Origin of the sequence: Jannaschia sp. S6380, assembly GCF_023015695.1 — a bacterium.
GTDB lineage: Bacteria > Pseudomonadota > Alphaproteobacteria > Rhodobacterales > Rhodobacteraceae > Jannaschia.
Genome location: NZ_JALKAS010000001.1, coordinates 394,085 through 411,735 on the forward strand (window position 1 = coordinate 394,085; position 17,651 = coordinate 411,735).

The 17,651-nt window shown below is 68.2% G+C and carries 15 protein-coding genes; 9 read left to right on the forward strand and 6 right to left on the reverse strand.

The genetic code is table 11. From position 1 onward, the window contains the following. Window positions 1-17: 17 nt before the first annotated feature. A complete protein-coding gene (locus tag MWU52_RS02120) occupies window positions 18-413 on the reverse strand; it encodes a MerR family DNA-binding transcriptional regulator (protein WP_246948848.1) in 396 nt (131 codons plus the stop codon). 194 nt (window positions 414-607) lie between these two features. Further along, the gene (locus MWU52_RS02125) at window positions 608-985 is read right to left on the reverse strand and encodes a MerR family DNA-binding transcriptional regulator (protein WP_246948849.1); all 378 of its coding nucleotides are present in this window, start codon (window positions 983-985) and stop codon (window positions 608-610) included. 95 nt (window positions 986-1,080) lie between these two features. Here MWU52_RS02125 and MWU52_RS02130 point away from each other — a divergent pair, with 95 nt between their 5' ends. From MWU52_RS02130 to MWU52_RS02140, 3 genes are read left to right on the forward strand one after another with little or no spacing between them, the layout of a single operon-like run. Beyond that, the gene (locus MWU52_RS02130; RefSeq protein ID WP_246948850.1) at window positions 1,081-1,524 is read left to right on the forward strand and encodes a PaaI family thioesterase; all 444 of its coding nucleotides are present in this window, start codon (window positions 1,081-1,083) and stop codon (window positions 1,522-1,524) included. Beyond that, window positions 1,521-2,021 (forward strand): PaaI family thioesterase, encoded by a 501-nt coding sequence (locus MWU52_RS02135; RefSeq protein ID WP_246948851.1) that lies wholly within the window; start codon window positions 1,521-1,523, stop codon window positions 2,019-2,021. Before MWU52_RS02130 ends, MWU52_RS02135 begins: the two co-directional genes overlap by 4 nt. Beyond that, the gene (locus tag MWU52_RS02140) at window positions 2,018-3,334 is read left to right on the forward strand and encodes an MATE family efflux transporter (RefSeq protein ID WP_246948853.1); all 1,317 of its coding nucleotides are present in this window, start codon (window positions 2,018-2,020) and stop codon (window positions 3,332-3,334) included. Before MWU52_RS02135 ends, MWU52_RS02140 begins: the two co-directional genes overlap by 4 nt. 8 nt (window positions 3,335-3,342) lie before the next feature. Here MWU52_RS02140 and MWU52_RS02145 read toward each other — a convergent pair whose 3' ends face one another. Beyond that, window positions 3,343-4,383 (reverse strand): quinone-dependent dihydroorotate dehydrogenase, encoded by a 1,041-nt coding sequence (locus tag MWU52_RS02145; RefSeq protein WP_246948857.1) that lies wholly within the window; start codon window positions 4,381-4,383, stop codon window positions 3,343-3,345. Beyond that, window positions 4,380-4,715 (reverse strand): DUF952 domain-containing protein, encoded by a 336-nt coding sequence (locus MWU52_RS02150; protein WP_246948866.1) that lies wholly within the window; start codon window positions 4,713-4,715, stop codon window positions 4,380-4,382. Before MWU52_RS02150 ends, MWU52_RS02145 begins: the two co-directional genes overlap by 4 nt. A gap of 116 nt (window positions 4,716-4,831) precedes the next feature. On the opposite strand from MWU52_RS02150, the gene MWU52_RS02155 reads away from it, so the two are divergent. Together MWU52_RS02155 and MWU52_RS02160 are read left to right on the forward strand one after the other, a co-directional pair. Then, window positions 4,832-6,391: a bifunctional metallophosphatase/5'-nucleotidase gene (locus tag MWU52_RS02155; RefSeq protein ID WP_246948869.1), complete on the forward strand. Its 1,560-nt coding sequence runs from the start codon at window positions 4,832-4,834 to the stop codon at window positions 6,389-6,391. Window positions 6,392-6,496: 105 nt separating this feature from the next. Next, window positions 6,497-7,162, forward strand: coding sequence for an SOS response-associated peptidase (locus tag MWU52_RS02160; protein WP_246948871.1), 666 nt, complete (start codon window positions 6,497-6,499; stop codon window positions 7,160-7,162). 7 nt (window positions 7,163-7,169) lie between these two features. Here the strand turns inward: MWU52_RS02160 and MWU52_RS02165 are convergent, their stop codons facing one another. Further along, entirely contained in the window at window positions 7,170-7,856 is a 687-nt protein-coding gene (locus tag MWU52_RS02165) for an endonuclease/exonuclease/phosphatase family protein (RefSeq protein ID WP_246948876.1), read from the reverse strand. Between the two features lie 201 nt (window positions 7,857-8,057). On the opposite strand from MWU52_RS02165, the gene MWU52_RS02170 reads away from it, so the two are divergent. Together MWU52_RS02170 and MWU52_RS02175 are read left to right on the forward strand one after the other, a co-directional pair. Continuing rightward, a complete protein-coding gene (locus MWU52_RS02170; protein WP_246948879.1) occupies window positions 8,058-9,287 on the forward strand; it encodes an efflux RND transporter periplasmic adaptor subunit in 1,230 nt (409 codons plus the stop codon). Continuing rightward, complete coding sequence (locus MWU52_RS02175) at window positions 9,287-12,418, forward strand: efflux RND transporter permease subunit (protein ID WP_246948881.1); 3,132 nt, start codon at window positions 9,287-9,289, stop codon at window positions 12,416-12,418. The genes MWU52_RS02170 and MWU52_RS02175 overlap by 1 nt, the downstream gene beginning before the upstream one ends. Window positions 12,419-12,421: 3 nt before the next feature. On the opposite strand, the gene guaB is transcribed toward MWU52_RS02175, so the two are convergent. Next, window positions 12,422-13,867 carry an IMP dehydrogenase gene (guaB, locus tag MWU52_RS02180; protein WP_246948883.1) on the reverse strand — a complete coding sequence of 482 codons (1,446 nt, stop codon included), beginning with the start codon at window positions 13,865-13,867 and terminating at the stop codon, window positions 12,422-12,424. Window positions 13,868-14,104: 237 nt separating this feature from the next. On the opposite strand from guaB, the gene thrS reads away from it, so the two are divergent. Both thrS and MWU52_RS02190 read left to right on the forward strand, forming a co-directional pair. After that, window positions 14,105-16,054 (forward strand): threonine--tRNA ligase, encoded by a 1,950-nt coding sequence (thrS, locus tag MWU52_RS02185; protein ID WP_246948892.1) that lies wholly within the window; start codon window positions 14,105-14,107, stop codon window positions 16,052-16,054. A 331-nt stretch (window positions 16,055-16,385) separates the two neighbouring features. Next, window positions 16,386-17,558 carry an RsmB/NOP family class I SAM-dependent RNA methyltransferase gene (locus MWU52_RS02190; RefSeq protein ID WP_246948895.1) on the forward strand — a complete coding sequence of 391 codons (1,173 nt, stop codon included), beginning with the start codon at window positions 16,386-16,388 and terminating at the stop codon, window positions 17,556-17,558. Window positions 17,559-17,651: the final 93 nt, after the last annotated feature.

Sequence of the window (17,651 nt, forward strand, 5' to 3'; positions counted from 1 at the left end):
ACCCCCCGCCGCGTGGGTCAGCCGGCCTTGCGGGGCTGCATCTGGGCCATCATCTTCTCGGCCCAGCGCAGCTGCTCGGTCAGGTCCTCGATGGCTTCGTTCAATTCGTCGCGCTGGGCGGTCATCGCCGCCAGACGGTCACGGCCGATCTCGTGGCTGCGGGCGAACTGGGTGAACTGGCCGTCCCCCAGGTCATAGAGATCCAGCAGCTGCCGGATATCCTCCAGCGAGAAGCCGAAACGCTTGCCGCGCAGGATCAGCTTCAGGCGGGCGCGGTCGCGGCGCGTGTACCAGCGCTTCTGTCCCTCGCGCTGCGGAAACAGCAGTTCCTTCTGTTCGTAGAAACGCAGCGTGCGGGGCGTCACGTCGAACGCGTCGCACATCTGTCGGATCGTCATCAGCTCGGTGGCCATCGTGTCTGTCCTCTTGCAGGTTCCCTTCGATCTGACGCCGAAATGCGGACCTGTCCTCCCTGATACAAGACAGGATGACGTTTACGTAACCCGGACGTCGCGTCAATTTGACGTTGACGTAAGGATCGTTCACGTCATCTCTGTCGCGGGTGCGTATCCTTGCGCCGGAAATCTGCGAAATCTGCCGGCGCGGGTCAGCCCTTGGCGTCCAGGTCGCGCCGAACACCGTCGCGCAGCGCCGTCAGTTCGGTGATGGCCTCGTCCAGGTGACGGCGCCGCTCCGCGAGCTCGGAAAGCTGGCGGTCGGCCAAGTCGATCCAGACCTGCATCTGGGTCCGCCCCTCCGGGTCCCGGTCGTAGAGTTCAAGCCATTGCCGGATCTCTTCCAGCGAGAAGCCGAACTTGCGACCCCGCAGGATCAGGGTCATCCGCGCAATCTCGCGCGGGCCGTAGAAGCGCGCGCGGCCTTCGCGTTCGGGGAACAGCAGTTCGATGTATTCGTAGTGGCGCAGCGTCCGTGGGGTCACTTCGAAGCGCGCGCACATCTGCTTGAAGTCCAACCGTTCCGCCATGCGCAGTCCTCCCGGATGCAGTTTGCCATGCCTGCGGGACCACTGTCCATCGCACGGGGTTGCGGGCCGGCGGGCTTCGCGGCAAGGCTGCGGCCATGACCGATACCGACCAGGCCCGCGCACGCGCCGCACGACAGTTCATCCAGGCGCTGCCGCATTGCCGCGCACTCTCCATGCAGGTGGAGGCGGTGGCCGAAGGGGCGGCGACCATCTCCATGCCCTGGGCGGAAACGCTGGTCGGCGACCCGCGGACTGGCGTCGTCCATGGCGGCGCGGTCTCCGCCCTGATGGATACGACCGGCGGGGCTGCGGTCCTGTCGCACCCGTCCGCGCCGGTGGCGACGGCGACCATGGATCTGCGCATCGACTACATGCGCGCGGCCGAGCCGCACCAGAGGATCACCGCCCGCGCCGTCTGCCACCATGTGACCCGCTCCGTCGCCTTCGTCCGGGCGGAAGCCTTCGACGAGACCGATGGCAAGGGCCCCGTCGCCGTCGCGAACGGCACGTTCACCCTCGAACGGGGGCGCGGCGCGTGAACCGGCCCGAACCGATACAGGTCGTCAAGCAACGACGCGATGCCGCGCTGCGCGCGCTGATCGACGGGGTGCCCTATATCCGGTTCCTGGGCATCGCCTTCGACCGGCGCGGGGACGAGCTGACGGGCGTCCTCCACTACGACGACAAGCTGATCGGCAATCCGGCGCTGCCCGCGCTCCATGGTGGCGTCACTGCCGCCTTCCTGGAGGTGACGGCCATCGTCACCCTGTCCTGGGCGATGCTCTGGGACGATCTGGAGGCCGGCCGGCTGGAGCCAGAGGGCCTGACCTTCGACACGCTGCCGCGGTTGCCGAAGACGATCGACTTTTCGGTCGACTACCTGCGCTCGGGCCTGCCGCGCGACGCCTATGCGCGCGCGCGGGTGAACCGGTCGGGGCGCCGCTACGCCTCCGTTCATGTCGAAGGGTGGCAGGACAACCGCGACCGCCTGTTCGCCCAGGCCACCGGCCATTTCCTGATGCCGCCCCGGGCGTGACGCAACCCGCGCTGACGCATCGCCGGATCCTCAAGGTCGCGATTCCCGTCGTCCTGTCGAACGCGACGGTGCCGATCCTGGGCGTGGTCGACACCGGCGTGGTCGGCCAGATGGGGCAGGCGGCGCCGATCGCGGCGGTGGGCGCCGGCGCGATCATCCTGTCTTCGATCTACTGGATCTTCGGTTTCCTGCGGATGGGTACGACCGGCCTGGCCGCGCAGGCGTTGGGAGCCGGGGACCGGGCGGAACTGGTGGCGCTTCTGTCGCGCGCGCTGCTGATTGCGGCGGTGGCCGGCGCAGCGCTGATCGCGCTGCAATGGGCGATCTTCGCCCTGGCCTTCCGGCTGGCGCCCACCAACGCCGAGGTCGAGGGGCTGGCCCGCGACTACATGACGATCCGCATCTGGTCGGCCCCTGCGGCGATCGCGATCTACGGCCTGACCGGCTGGCTCATCGCGCAGGAACGGACGGCCGCCGTGCTGGTCATCCAACTGGTGATGAACGGCGCGAATGTTGCCCTAGACCTGTGGTTCGTCCTTGGCCTCGGCTGGGGCGTGACGGGCGTGGCCTTCGCGAGCTTCCTGGCCGAGTGGTCGGGCGTGGCGCTGGCGCTGTGGTTTTGCCGCGACGCGTTTATCGACCATGCATGGCGCGACCGGGCGCAGGTCTTCGACGCGACACGCCTGAAACGGATGCTGGCTGTCAACACCGACATCCTGATCCGGTCGGTCCTGCTGCAACTCACTTTCGCGTCGTTTCTGTTGACCGGGGGCAAGTTCGGGACGGTGACGCTGGCGGCCAATCAGGTGCTGCTGCAGTTCGTCTACGTCACGGCCTACTCGCTCGACGGGTTCGCCTTCGCGGTCGAGGCGCTGGTCGGTCGGTATTTCGGCGCGGGTGACCGGTCGCGGCTGCGGCGTTCGGTGCTGCTCTGCGGGGGGTGGGGCCTGGCGACGGTCTCGGTCCTGGCGCTGGCCTTCGCCATGGGCGGCGGCCTTCTGGTCGATGTTATGGCCACGGCGCCCGAGGTGCGCGCGGCCGCCCGCGACTACCTTCCCTGGATGGTGGCCGCGCCGTTGATCGGGGTCGCCGCCTGGATGCTGGACGGCGTCTTCATCGGGGCCACGCGCACGCGCGACATGCGCAACATGATGATCCTGAGCTTCGCGGTCTATCTGATCGGATTGATGCTGTTCGTGCCGATCCTGGCCAATCACGGGCTCTGGGCGGCACTCATGGCGTCGTTCGCCGCGCGGGGGCTGACGCTGGGCTGGCGGTATCCCGCGCTGGAACGGGCGGCGATCCGAGCCTGAGCCCCGTGTCAGAGCCAGCGTTCCCTGTCGGTGCCGACCGCAGCGGCGACGGTCGCGAAGCCGTCGCGTTGCAGCAGGTCGTCCAGCCCGCGCGCGATCCGGGCGGCCAGTCCCATCCCCTCGTAGGCGAGCGCGGTGTAGAGCTGGACCGCCGATGCACCGGCGCGGATCTTGGCATAGGCCTGCTCCGCCGTGGCAATGCCGCCGACGCCGATGATCGGCAGATCGGTGCATCCGCGCAGCCGGGCCAGCACGCGTGTCGACGGATCGAAGAGAGGCTGGCCCGACAGACCACCTGCCTGATCCCGCGCCGAGGACGAGAGTCCTTGTCGCGACAGGGTCGTGTTCGTGGCAACGAAGCCGTCGACCCCCTCGGCCGCCCGCGCGATCCCCTCCAGTTCCGCCGCCAACAGGTCCGGCGCAATCTTCAGGAAGATCGGGATCGGCCTCGGCAGGGCGTCGCGCGCCGACATCACCGTCGCCAGCAGGGCCGACAAGGCGGCGGGTCCCTGCAGGTCGCGCAGACGCTCGGTGTTGGGGCTGCTCACGTTGATGGTGGCGAAATCGACATGCGCACCACAGCGGGCCAGCACCCGCGCGAAATCGCCTGCCCGATCGGCGCTGTCCTTGTTCGCGCCGAGATTCAGGCCGATCACGCCCGTCCCGGGACGCCGGGCCAGCCGCGCGGCGATGGCGGCCATGCCGTCATTGTTGAAACCGAACCGGTTGATCGCCCCGCGGTCCTGCGTCAGGCGAAACATGCGCGGGCGCGGGTTGCCGGGCTGGGGGCGCGGGGTGGCCGCGCCCACCTCGACGAAGCCGAAGGCACAGCGCGACAATGCGGCAAGCGCCGTGGCGTTCTTGTCGAAGCCCGCCGCCAGGCCGACGGGGTTCGGCAGGTCGAGCCCCGCCACATGCGTGCGCAGGCGGTCCGACGTGACCGGCCCGCCGCGCGGGCCCAGCCCCGCCCGCAACGCGGTGAGGGCCAGACCATGCGCGCGTTCCGGCTCCACCCGGTGCAACGCCGAAATCGCCAGCCGTTCGATCATTTCAGCCCGGCCGGGAACCGATGGACACCGTCCGACAGCGGCAGGGGTTGCGCCCAGGCGACCTGATCGAGCCGCAGCGGCGCGTAGAGATGCGGGAACTCCGCGCCGCCGCGGGACACTTCCCATCGGAGGTTGTCGCGGACCGACGCCGCGTCGACCGCCAGCAGCCAAAGGCCGTCCACACCGGCGAAATGTTTGGCCGCCGTATCCGCGACCTGCACGGCGGTCGAGAAGTGGATATAGCCGTCGGCGATATCGACCGGCGCTCCGGTCGTGGTGCCGTCGGCTTGCAGCGCCTGCCATTCGGGCGTTCGGAACAGCTTGTAGATCATCCGCCCCGGATGGCGCGCCCATCACGCGGCGTCAACCGCATCGGTCGTCATATCGCTTTGACAAGCTCGCGGTAGCTGCGCACCATCCGATCCATCCAACCAAGGGGGTTCCAGACATGAAACGTCTTCTCACCGCGTCGGCCGCGCTTGCGCTGACCACCGGACTGGCCCAGGCCGAGTTCAACCTGACGATCCTGCACACCAACGACTTCCACGACCGGTTCGACCCGATCAGCAAATATGACGGTCCCTGTTCGGCCGAGGACAACGAGGCGGGCGAGTGCTTCGGCGGGATCGCCCGGATGGTCACGGCGATCGACGAGGCGCGTGGCCGGGCGGACGAAAACGTTCTGCTGCTGGATGCCGGCGACTGGTTCCAGGGCTCGCTGTTCTACACCCAGTACAAGGGCGACCTTGCCGCCGAGTTCATGACCAAGCTGGGCTACGACGCGATGGCCGTGGGCAACCACGAATTCGACGACGGGCCGGAGGGTCTGGCCGATTTCGTCAAGCAGGTGGAGTTCCCGGTGCTGTCGGCCAATATCGACGTCAGCCAGAACAACGCATTGGCCGGCGAGATCGGCAAGTCGACCGTGCTGGAAGTCGGCGGCGAGCGGATCGGCATCGTGTCCGTCCTGGCCGAAGACACGCCCGAGACGTCCTCGCCCGGTGACACCGTGATCTTCTCGCCGTCGGCGGATGCCGCCCAGGCCGAGATCGACGCCCTGACCGGGGACGGGGTGAACAAGATCATCCTTCTGACCCATGTCGGCCTGCCCGCCGACAAGCGTCTGGCGGAAGAACTGACCGGCGTGGACCTGATCATCGGCGGCCATTCCCACACCTTGCTGAGCAATGACGACGAGGACGCCGCCGGTACCTATCCGACCGAGGTGAACGGCGTCCCGATCGTGCAGGCCTACGCCTACAGCAAGTATCTGGGCGAATTGGACATCACCTTCGACGATGCCGGAGAGATCACCGCGATTTCCGGCGATCCGATCCTTCTCGATGCATCGGTGGCCGAGGACGAGGACACGAAGGCACGCGTCGCCGAACTGGCCGAGCCGCTGGAGGAGCTGCGCAACCGCGTGGTCGCCGAAGCGACCGCGCCGATCGAGGGGTCGCGCGAGGTCTGCCGCGCCGGTGGGTGCGAGATGGGCGTCCTGGTGACGGAGGCGATGCTCGATCGCGTCGCCGACCAGGGCATCGACGTCGCGATCCAGAACGGTGGCGGGCTTCGTGCCTCCATCGACGCGGGCGAGGTCACGATGGGCGAGGTCCTGACGGTGCTGCCGTTCCAGAACACGCTGTCCACGTTCCGCGTCGACGGCGCCACGCTGCTGGAGGCGCTGGAGAACGGCGTCAGCCAGATCGAGGAGGGAGCCGGCCGGTTCCCGCAGGTCGCGGGCATGAGCTATGCCTTCGACGCCTCGGCCGAACCGGGCAGCCGCGTCAGCGACGTGATAGTGGGTGGCGAACCGCTCGACCCCGGCAAGATGTACGGCGTGGTGTCCAACAATTATGTCCGCAACGGTGGCGACGGCTATGGCATGTTCGTCGATGCCGAGGACGCCTATGATTTCGGCCCCGACCTGGCCGATGTCACCGCAGAGTACCTGGCGGAGAACGCGCCCTACACGCCGATGACCGACGACCGGATCGTCGCGAAGTAAGGGCGCCAAGCCGACGGACGAGACACGGGACCCTGCGAGGCATCGCGGGGTCCCTTTCGCTCAGGACTAAGGCGCCCGACCGTGGCGCGAGGATGGGGCCCGATCATGTGCGGACGATATGCCATGACCCTCCCGCACGAGGCGATGGTGCAGCTTTTCGACGCGGTGGCATCCAACGACCTTCCCGACGGGCCGCGCTGGAACGTCTGCCCCACGACGCAGGTGCCGGTGGTGACCGACGGAGGCGGGGCGCGCCGTCTGCGGCCGATGCGGTGGGGGTTCCTGCCCCATTGGTACGCGACGCCTACGGCGGGCCCGCTGCTGATCAACGCGCGGGCCGAGACGATCGCCCGCAAGCCCGCCTTTCGTGCCGCCTGCCGCGAGCGCCGCTGCCTGATCCCGGCAACCGGGTTCTACGAATGGACCCGTGACGCGGACGGAACCGGGCTTCCCTGGTATTTCCGACCGTCGACGGAAGCCCCGCTGGCCTTCGCGGGGATCTGGCAGGACTGGGGTCCCGATGCCGTCGCCACCTGCGCCATCGTGACCTGTGCGGCAGGACCGGACGTGGCGATGATCCATCACCGGGAACCGGTAACGCTGGCGCCCGAGGACTGGCCGCTCTGGTTGGAAGAGGTGGGCACCGGCGCGGCGCGGCTGATGCGCGCGGCACCGCCGGGCCGGTTCGACCGATATCGGGTGGATCGCGCGGTGAATTCAAACCGGGTCGAAGGGCCCGAACTGGTCGACCCGCCGATCGACGAAGAGTGATTGCCGGCTACCGGATCTCGATCTCCATCCAGACGGGCAGATGGTCGGACGCGCGGCGCGCCTCCGTCTTGGGCAAGACGCCGGTTTCGACGACCTCGATCCCGGGACCGACGATATAGCGGTCCAGCCGCAGGGTCGGGCGCGTCGCATGAAAGCTCGGGCCAGGCGCCACCAGGCGCCAGTCCGGCGGCAGGTCGAGCGCGTCGTCCCCGGCGCGCCACTCGTTCAGGTCGCCCGCCATCAGGACGGGGTCGCCCAGGTCCCGCGCCTTGGCGACGACATCGGGCACCTGCAGGCGCCGGTCCTTGGCCCGCAGGCCGAGATGCATGCCGGCGACGGTGATCGCGCTTCCCCGCCCCACGATCCGGGCGAGGACCGATCCGCGCGGCTCCAGCCCCGGCAGGTCCAGCCCGACGACGCGGGTCGGGCGAAGATCGGGGCGGTGCAGGATGGCATTGCCGTGATGGCCGATCGACGGTGTCTCGGGGTCGGCGTCGATGGTGTGCCAGCCGGCGTCACGAACCACGTCGAGCGGCAGCGCCGGGGGCCGGGGGGGAAGACGCTTGTCGGCCTCCTGCAGCAGGATGATGTCGGGGGCCATGGCGCCCAACACGTCCAGCACGCGCGCGGGGTCGCGGCGCCAATCCAGGCCGACGGCCTTGCGGATGTTCCAGCTGACGATTTTCAGGCGCATCGCGTCCCCGGGCATGGGCGACGGATGGATCCGTGGCCGTCTGGACCTTTCGCGCGCTTTTGCCATATCGATTGCATCGAAACCAGCGCGGCCCCATCTGGCATCCGATGGATCCGCCATTCCGGGAATTCCGGACACGGTGACGCGGCGCATGGCCCCGGACCTCCACGGCCACCGGCGCCCTTCCGACAGGAGACAACGATGAGCGACGATACCTCCGCCCCCGACGGCGTCGCTGCGGATCGCCGCGCCGAGGCCGGGCCCGCGCGTCTGCGGTTCGAAACGGACGCGGGGGCATCGCGGTCGAAGTGGATCGCGGGCGCCCTGGTCGTGGCCCTGGTGGGATGGATGGGGTCGGGATACGTCCTGCCGTCCACGTCCGAAGGCGAGGTCCGGGACGAGTCGGCGCAGACACCGCCTGCCGTGGCCATCCGCCGAAGCGAAGCCGAGGAGGTCACGCTTTACCTCACGGCCGAGGGGCAGGCGCTTCCCGACCGGCGCAGCGGCATTCCGACCGAGACATCGGGCCAGATCGCCGAGGTTCTGGTTCGCAAGGGGCAGGACGTGGACGCCCGCGAGGTCATCGCCCGGATCGACGCCGCCCAGCGCGAGGCCGACCTGGCCCGCGCCCGCACCGAACTGGAACGGACCGAGCGCGACTACGAAAACGCCCGGACCTTGCTGGATCGCGGCGTGGCCACGGTCGACCGCGTGGCCGAGACGCGGACGGCGCTGGCCGCCGCGCGCGCCCAGCTGGCCGCCGCCGAGGAGGAGACCGCCCGAACCGAAATCCGCGCGCCGTTCGCCGGACGGATCGAGACGCTGGACATCGACCCGGGTCAATTCGTGGCCAATGGAACCGTGGTGGCCGAGGTGGTCGACAACACGCCCCTGACCGTGAGCATCCGCGTGCCCCAGCAGGCCCTGAACGAGGTTCGCGCAGGCCAGGTCGCGGAGGTTCGATTCATCACCGGAGAGACCAGCCCGGGCGAGGTCACCTTTGTCGGGACGGCCGCCGATGCCGAGACCCGAACCTTCCTGGCCGAGGTGACGGTGGACAACCCCGGCGGCACCGTTCCCGCGGGCGTCAGTGCCGAAGTGAGGATTCCCACCGGGACCGCGGTTGCGCACCTGCTGTCGCCGGCGATCATGTCGCTGTCGTCCGACGGCGTGCTCGGCATCAAGACACTGGGCGACGAGGGCGCGGTCGTCTTCAACGAGGTGGAGATCGTGCGTGCCGAGAGCGAGGGCATCTGGGTCACGGGTCTGCCCGAACAGGCCACGATCCTGACCGTGGGGCAAGGCTTCGTCTCCGAAGGCGAGCAGGTCATGCCGATGCCCGAGGCGGAGCTGGACGCGGGCGTCGACCCCGTCGCCGTCGCCCTGGACGAGGCGACCGGTGCCGCCATGCCCGACGGTGCGGTCGAGTGATGCGCGCGTTGATCGACGCCGCCTTCGGGCGCACGCGCGTGGTGGCGATGATCCTGATCGCGGTTCTGTCCGTCGGGGCCTTCGCCTATGTCGGCATCCCGAAGGAGTCGTCGCCCGAGATCCCGATCCCGCATATCTACGTCTCGACCGGCCTCGAAGGGATCAGCCCCGAGGATGCCGAGCGTCTGCTGGCCGAACCGCTGGAAACGGAGCTTTCGTCGCTGACGGGATTGCGCAAGATGACCACGAACGCGCAGGAGGGGCACGTCTCCGTCAGCCTGGAGTTCGAGCCCGCCTTCGATGCCGACGAGGCGCTGGACAGCGTGCGCGAGGCGGTCGACCGCGCCGTGCCCGAGTTGCCCGACGACGCCAACGACCCGGTCGTGACCGAGATCAACACGGCCCTCTTCCCGATCCTGACGGTCATCCTGTCCGGCCCGGTGCCGGAGCGCGCGCTCAACACGCTGGTCGACGATCTGGAGGACCGGATCGAGGGCGTCCCGGGCGTGCTGGAGGTGGATATCGGGGGGCAGCGCGAACAGCTGCTGGAAGTGCTGATCGACCCGACGGTGTTCGAGACCTACAACATCTCCTTCGACGAGCTGATCGGCCAGATCACCCGCAACAATCGTCTGATCGCGGCGGGCGCGATCACCACCGATGCCGGCCGCGTCGTCCTGAAGGTTCCGGGCCTGATCGAGAACATCGAGGACGTGCTGTCGCTGCCGGTGAAGGTCCGCGGCGACACGGTCGTCACCTTCGCCGATGTCGCCACCGTGCGGCAGACCTACGAGGACCCGACCAGCTTTGCGCGGATCGACGGGCAGCCGGCGCTCGCGCTGGAGGTGAAGAAGCGCGTGGGGGCCAACATCATCGAGACGGTCCGGGCCGTGCGCGCCGAAATCGACACGGCCCGCGAGGGGTGGCCGGCCACGGTTCGGGTGGACTACCTGCAGGACGAATCCGAACAGGTCGAGGACCTCCTGGGCGATCTGGAGGCCAACGTGATCGCCGCGATCCTGCTGGTGATGATCGTCGTCGTCTGGGCGCTGGGCCTGCGGTCCGCCCTGCTGGTCGGGCTTGCCATTCCGGGCGCGTTCCTGGCCGGCGTCGCGGCGCTCTGGTTCATGGGGTTCACGCTGAACATCGTGGTCCTCTTCTCGTTGATCCTGGTGGTCGGGATGCTTGTCGACGGCGCCATCGTCGTGACCGAGCTGGCCGACCGAAAGTTGCAGGAGGGGCTGTCCGCCCGCCGCGCCTATTCCTTCGCGGCGACGCGAATGTCCTGGCCCATCATCGCCTCGACGGCCACGACCCTCTCGGTCTTCTTCCCGCTTTTGTTCTGGTCGGGCACGACGGGCGAATTCATGAAGTTCCTGCCCATCACGGTGATCCTGACGCTGGGCGCTTCGCTCTTCATGGCGCTGGTCTTCATCCCGGTGGTCGGCGGCATCATCGGGCGCCGCCAGCCCCAATCGGCGGCCGAAAAGCGCGCCATGCATGCCGCAGAGGTCGGGGATCCGCGCAGCCTGCCGGGCTTCACCGGACGGTATGTCCGACTGCTCGAACGGGCGATCCTGCGGCCCTGGACGACCGTTATCTTGGCACTGGCCCTTTTGATCGGGTCGTTCGGCTTCTACGGGCAGTTCGGCAACGGCATCACGTTCTTTCCCAGCGTGGAGCCGGACTTCATGCAGGTCGAGGTCCGCGCCCGCGACAACTTCTCGATCTGGGAGAAGGACGCGCTGATGCGCCGGGTCGAGGCCAGGCTGGACGGGCAGGAGGGCATCGCTTCGGTCTATGCGCGCACGCAGGCCGATGCGCAGCGTTCCGAGGAACTGATCGGGACGTTGCGGATCGAGTTGACCGAATGGGACACCCGCCCGACGGCCGACGACATCGGTGCGGCCATCCGAACGGACATGGCCACGATCCCCGGCATCGACGTGCAGGTCCAGACCGAGTCGGGCGGCCCTTCAGCCGGCAAGCCGGTCAACCTGCAGCTGCGCGTCCGCGACCCCGCCCAGCAGACGCAGGCGATCGAGGTCGTCCGCGACCTGATGGCGCGGATCGGCGGGTTCACCGACATCACCGACACGCAGCCGCTGCCGGGGGTCGAATGGCGCCTTCGGGTCGACCGGTCCGAGGCGGCGCGCTTCGGCGCCGATGTCAGCCTGATCGGCCAGGCGGTGCAGCTGCTGACGCAGGGGATCACGGTTGCCGACTATCGCCCCGATTCGGCCGAAGGCAGCGTGGACATCCGCGTTCGCTTTCCCAGCGGGGACCGGACGCTGGAGGAGCTGGAGGGCCTGCGCGTGCCCACGACGGCGGGCCTCGTCCCCATCAGCAATTTCGTTACCTTCGAGCCCACCGCCCGGACGGGCACGATCACGCGCATCGACCAGAGCCGCGTCGCCCGGATCGAGGCGAACGTGGCGCCGGGTCTTCTGGTCAATGACCAGGTGATCGCGCTGCAGGAGGCGCTCGAGACAGCGGACCTGCCCCCCGGCGTGACCGCGAGCTTCGCCGGCGAGGCGCAGGACCAGCAGGATGCGATGGTCTTCCTGATCGGCGCCTTCGTCTCGGCGGTCCTGCTGATGTTCCTGATCCTGCTCGTGCAGTTCAACAACTTCTGGCAGGCCTTCATCGTGATGTCGGCCATCGTCTTCTCGATCGCGGGCGTGTTGCTGGGGCTGCTGGTGACCGGGCGGCCCTTCGGCGTGGTCATGGGGGGTATCGGGGTGATCGCACTGGCGGGGATCGTGGTGAACACGAACATCGTCCTGATCGACACCTACAACGACTTGGTGCGCAACGGCGCATCGCCGCTGGAGGCGGCGCTCAGAACGGGGGCGCAGCGGTTGCGACCCGTGGTGTTGACCGCGTCGACGACGGCGCTGGGGCTGATGCCGATGGTGATCGGCGTGAACCTGGATTTCGGCGCGCGCGAGATCGTCTACGGTGCACCGTCGACGCAATGGTGGACGGAGCTTTCCTCGGCCATCGCGGGCGGACTGGTCGTCGCCACGGTCCTGACGCTGATCGTGACGCCGGCGATGTTGATGCTGGGCGTGCGCCGGGCCCGCCGGCCCCGACCGCGCGGGGCGGACCCCGCGGCCGTGCCGGCCTGAGCGTCAGGAACGGTAGTTCGGCGACTCGCGCGTGATCTGCACATCGTGGACGTGGCTCTCCTTCAGGCCGGCGCCCGTGATCTTGACGAAGCGGCAGGCGGTCCGCATCTCTGCCACGGTGGCGCAACCGGTATAGCCCATGGCCGCGCGCAGACCCCCGACGAGTTGGTGCACGACCGCCCCGGCGGATCCCTTGTAAGGGACCTGCCCCTCGATCCCCTCGGGGACGAGCTTGTCAGAGGCGGCGTCCTTCTGGAAATACCGGTCGGCCGATCCGCGCGCCATTGCGCCAAGGCTGCCCATGCCACGGTAGGATTTGAAAGACCGCCCCTGGTAAAGCACCACTTCGCCCGGGCTCTCGTCGGTGCCGGCGATCATGCTGCCGACCATTGCGCAGGACGCGCCGGCGGCGATGGCCTTGGCGAAATCGCCCGAGAACTTGATCCCTCCGTCCGCGATCACCGGGACGTCGCCGGCGGCCCCCGCGCTGTCGATGATCGCCGTCAGTTGCGGGACGCCGACGCCGGCCACGATGCGCGTGGTGCAGATCGACCCGGGACCGATCCCAACCTTCACCGCATCCGCGCCCGCATCGATCAACGCGCGCGTGCCATCGGCGGTGGCCACGTTTCCGGCCACGACCTGCACGTCGTTCGACAGCCGCTTGATGCGGTCGACGGCTTGGCCCACCCCTTCGGAGTGGCCATGCGCAGTGTCGACCACGATCAGGTCGCAGCCGGCATCGATCAGGGCCTCGGACCGCTCGAACCCGGCATCGCCCACGGTGGTCGCGGCGGCGACGCGCAGCCGGCCCAGCTGGTCCTTGCAGGCCTGCGGGTTCAGCACCGCCTGCTCGATATCCTTGATGGTCAGAAGGCCGGTCAGATGGCCCCTGTCGTTGACCACCAGCAGTTTCTCGATCCGCCGCGCGTGCATGATCGATTTCGCCTCGGCCAAGTCCACAGGCTCGCGCAGCATGGCGAGGTTGTCGGCGGTCATCATCGTGGCGACGGGCGTGGCGTCGTCGCTGGCGAAGCGCATGTCGCGGTTCGTCACGATGCCCAGCACGCGTCCCTTGTCGTCGATGACGGGGAAGCCGGTGACCCGGTAGCGGTCCTGCAGGGCCTTGGCATCCGCCAGCGTCTGGTCGGCGCGCAGGGTGACGGGGTTGTAGACGACCCCGCTTTCGAACCGTTTGACGCGCCGAACCTCCATCTGCTGCGCGTCGAGGTCGAGGTTGCGGTGGATCACGCCCATGCCGCCCGCCTGCGCCATGGCGATGGCCATCCGGGCCTCGGTCACCGTGTCCATGGCCGAGGAGAGGAGGGGAATGTTCAGCGCGATCGATTTCGTGACCTGCGTCCGGGTGTCCGCCGACCCGGGAAGAACCTGGCTGGCCCCCGGTACGAGCAGCACGTCATCGAAGGTCAGGGCCTCGCGAATCTCCATCGGGTCTCTCCGTCGGGGGATGTCGGTTGGCGCCTTCCTGTTTCACGCACAGCCGCCTGTGACAAGTCCCCCGGCAATGCGGCACGTTCCCGCCCGTCCCGTCGCAAGGCAGGGCAGGGCGTTCCACCCCCCGGCGGCGCGCGCGGGTCTTGACGATCTCGGGTCCGACCACCACAAGCCACCCATCATACCGCAGCCGGGCGTTCCGTGGGCGCCGAAACGACGGAGGACGCTGTCATGTCCCAGATCACCCTGACCTTTCCCGATGGCAATACGCGCCAGGTGCCCCTCGGCACCACGCCCGGTCAGGTGGCCGAGGACATTTCCAAGTCGCTGGCGAAGAAGGCGATTTCGGCGCAGGTGAACGATGCCCACTGGGACCTAACCTGGCCGATCGAGCAGGACGCATCAATCGCGATCAACACCATGCAGGACGAGGAACCGGCGCTGGAGTTGATCCGCCACGACCTCGCGCATGTGATGGCGCGGGCGGTGCAGACGATCTGGCCCGACGTGAAGGTCACCATCGGGCCGGTACGCGATTTCGGGTGGTTCTATGACTTCGATCGGGAGGAGCCGTTCACCCCCGAGGATCTCGACGCGATCGAAGCCGAGATGAAGCGCATCATCGCCGCGCGAGATCCCGTGCGCACCGAACTTTGGGAGCGCGACCGGGCGCGCAAGCATTACGAGGACGCGGGCGAGCCATTCAAGGTGGAACTGATCGACCGCATTCCGGGCGACGAGCCCATCCGGATGTACTGGCACGGCGACTGGCAGGATCTCTGTCGCGGGCCGCATCTGAGCCATACCGGCCAGATCCCGGCCGATGCGTTCAAACTGACCCGCGTGTCGTCGGCCTATTGGCTCGGCGACAACACGCGTCCGCAGTTGCAGCGCATCTATGGCATCGCCTTCCGCAACCGCGATGACCTGAAGGCGCATCTGAAGTTCCTGGAGGAGGCCGAGGCGCGCGACCATCGCAAGCTCGGCCGCGAGATGGACCTGTTCCACATGCAGGAGGAGGCGCCGGGCCAGGTGTTCTGGCATCCGAACGGCTGGACCATCTACACGACGTTGCAGGACTACATGCGCCGGCGGCAGCGGCGCGGCGGCTATGTCGAGGTGAACACCCCCCAGGTCGTCGACCGGAAGCTGTGGGAGGCGTCGGGCCACTGGGACAAGTATCAGGACCACATGTTCATCGTCGAGGTCGACGAGGAACATGCCCGCGAGAAGGCGATCAATGCGCTGAAGCCGATGAACTGCCCCTGCCACGTGCAGGTCTTCAACCAGGGTCTGAAGAGTTATCGCGACCTGCCGCTGCGTATGGCCGAGTTCGGGTCATGCAACCGCTACGAGCCGTCGGGCGCGCTGCACGGGATCATGCGCGTGCGCGGCTTCACGCAGGACGACGGCCATATCTTCTGCACCGAGGAGCAGATCGAGGCGGAGTGCGCGGCCTTCATCAAGTTCCTGGCCGAGACCTATGCCGATCTGGGCTTTGAGCGCTTCGACATCGCCTTCGCCACGCGGCCCGAGAAGCGCGTCGGCTCCGACGCGGCATGGGACCATGTCGAAGGCGCGCTGGAGGCGGCGATCAAATCCGTCGGTGCGCCGTACCGGGTGGAGGAAGGCGACGGCGCGTTCTATGGCCCCAAGCTCGATTTCTACCTGACGGACGCCATCGGCCGGGTCTGGCAATGCGGCACGTTCCAGGTGGATCCCAACCTGCCGGAACGGCTCGGCGCGACCTATGTGGGTGAGGATGGCGACAAGCACCGGCCCTATATGCTGCACCGCGCGACGCTCGGCAGCTTCGAGCGGTTCATCGGCATCCTGATCGAGAACTCCGCCGGTCGCCTGCCGTTCTGGCTGGCCCCGCGCCAGGTCGTCGTCGCCTCCATCGTGTCCGAGGCGGACGAGTACGTGGCCGAGGTCGTCGAGACGCTGACCGCCGCGGGGGTGCGTGCCGAGGCGGACATCCGGAACGAGAAGATCAACTACAAGGTACGCGAACATTCGCTGGGAAAGGTTCCCGTCATCCTCGCCATCGGTCGGCAGGAGGTGGAGAACGGCACCGTGACGCTGCGCAGGCTTGGCGAGAAGGCGACCGAGGTCCTGCCCCTCGCCGATGTCGCCGCGTCGCTGGCGGCTGAGGCGACGCCGCCGGATCTGCGGAATTGATCGTTTCGATCTTGAGGACAATCCGGCCACGTCACCGGATTGTCCCGACATCACCCCATCAATGCCGCATTCGCGCCGCATTCGATGGGCATCTTGAACCTCAAGGTGACAAGCTGGCCGGGGTCGGACCTACTTCCTCCCCCTTGATGGTCCCGCGGATCGGTACGTCGCCCTCTCTCCCTGACGATTGGTCGGCCCGTGCATTGCGCGGGTCGCTCCAATTTCGGCCGGCGGGTTTTCCTCTGGCAGCAGATCACCCTGTCGGCGTTTGTCGCCCATACCAGCCGACGCGCGCCATGCCCAAGGGGCCTGCACATTCCATGCGTGCCCCATGACCCCCGGTGCCCGGATACAGGCCGCCATCGAACTCCTCGGTCGCATCCTGGCCGGTGCCCCCGTCGAGCGGGAATTGACCGCATGGGCGCGCAACAGTCGCTATGCCGGATCCAAGGACCGCGCCGCCGTCCGCGATCACGTCTTCGACGCGCTGCGCCGCCTCCGCTCGTCCGGCTGGTGCGCGGGGCAGGGGGCCATCGACCCCATGGCGATGGACCCGCGTGCCATTCTGGCGGGCCTGCTGGCCAACCGGGGCGAGGACCCCGCGACCTTGTTCACGGGGCAGGGACACGCGCCCCGGCCTTTCGCGTTGCCGCCCCCGCCGGGTCCGCCCCCGACGGGCGTGCGGCTCGACATGCCCGATTGGCTGCTTGCGCGGTTCGATGCGGCGCTGGGGGCAAATCGCGATTCCGTTCTGGCCCTTCTACGCGACCGTGCCCCGATCTTCGTTCGCACGAACATCCGACGCATATCCCCTGCGGAGCTGACGCGGATTCTCGCCGCGGAGGGGATCGTGGCCACGCCCGGGCCGCTCTCGGATTCGGCGCTCGAAATTGCACCGGGAACCCGTGGTCTGGCGGCGACGCAGGCCTTTCGCGATGGCCTTTTCGAGATGCAGGACGCCGGATCTCAGGCCCTTGTCGACCGCCTTCCCGCCATGCCCGGCAGCAAGGTCCTGGACCTGTGTGCCGGAGGCGGGGGCAAGGCCTTGGCCTACGCGGCCCGTGGCGATGCCCGTATCTTCGCCCACGATGCGGATCCCGCGCGGATGCGCGATATTCCCGTGCGCGCCGATCGGGCGGGTCACACGATCGCGTTGACCGAAGACCCGGAAGCCTGCGGTCCGTTCGATGGCGTGATCGCCGACGTCCCCTGTTCGGGGTCCGGAAGCTGGCGCCGCGCGCCCGAGGCGAAATGGCGCCTGACGCCTGCACGCCTGTCCGAATTCTGCCGCATTCAGCCGGAAATCCTGAAGCGGGCGCGCACCCTCGTCCGACCGGGGGGCTGGGTGGCCTACATGACCTGTTCGCTCCTGAAAGAGGAGAACGCCGACATCGTCGATGCCGAACTTGCCGCGGGGTCCGGATTGCGACTGCGCGACCGCTGGTCCTGCACGCCCCTCGACGGCGCGGACGGATTTCATCTGAGCCTGTTGGAGCGGGCCTGAACGCGATAGACTCTGCGCGTTAAGGGCGTCTTAACGAATTGGGCGGATACACTCCCGGGGTGGAATTCGGCGGACGTTCCGCTCCACGGCGAA

What these genes read in the sequence shown, in the direction of transcription:
- MWU52_RS02120 (WP_246948848.1), bottom strand. Translation starts at nt 413, where the DNA reads ATGGCCACCGAGCTGATGACGATCCGACAGATGTGCGACGCGTTCGAC.
- MWU52_RS02125 (WP_246948849.1), bottom strand. Translation starts at nt 985, where the DNA reads ATGGCGGAACGGTTGGACTTCAAGCAGATGTGCGCGCGCTTCGAAGTG.
- MWU52_RS02130 (WP_246948850.1), top strand. Translation starts at nt 1,081, where the DNA reads ATGACCGATACCGACCAGGCCCGCGCACGCGCCGCACGACAGTTCATC.
- MWU52_RS02145 (WP_246948857.1), bottom strand. Translation starts at nt 4,383, where the DNA reads ATGATCGAACGGCTGGCGATTTCGGCGTTGCACCGGGTGGAGCCGGAA.
- MWU52_RS02150 (WP_246948866.1), bottom strand. Translation starts at nt 4,715, where the DNA reads ATGATCTACAAGCTGTTCCGAACGCCCGAATGGCAGGCGCTGCAAGCC.
- MWU52_RS02155 (WP_246948869.1), top strand. Translation starts at nt 4,832, where the DNA reads ATGAAACGTCTTCTCACCGCGTCGGCCGCGCTTGCGCTGACCACCGGA.
- MWU52_RS02160 (WP_246948871.1), top strand. Translation starts at nt 6,497, where the DNA reads ATGTGCGGACGATATGCCATGACCCTCCCGCACGAGGCGATGGTGCAG.
- MWU52_RS02165 (WP_246948876.1), bottom strand. Translation starts at nt 7,856, where the DNA reads ATGCGCCTGAAAATCGTCAGCTGGAACATCCGCAAGGCCGTCGGCCTG.
- MWU52_RS02170 (WP_246948879.1), top strand. Translation starts at nt 8,058, where the DNA reads ATGAGCGACGATACCTCCGCCCCCGACGGCGTCGCTGCGGATCGCCGC.
- MWU52_RS02175 (WP_246948881.1), top strand. Translation starts at nt 9,287, where the DNA reads ATGCGCGCGTTGATCGACGCCGCCTTCGGGCGCACGCGCGTGGTGGCG.
- guaB (WP_246948883.1), bottom strand. Translation starts at nt 13,867, where the DNA reads ATGGAGATTCGCGAGGCCCTGACCTTCGATGACGTGCTGCTCGTACCG.
- thrS (WP_246948892.1), top strand. Translation starts at nt 14,105, where the DNA reads ATGTCCCAGATCACCCTGACCTTTCCCGATGGCAATACGCGCCAGGTG.
- MWU52_RS02190 (WP_246948895.1), top strand. Translation starts at nt 16,386, where the DNA reads ATGACCCCCGGTGCCCGGATACAGGCCGCCATCGAACTCCTCGGTCGC.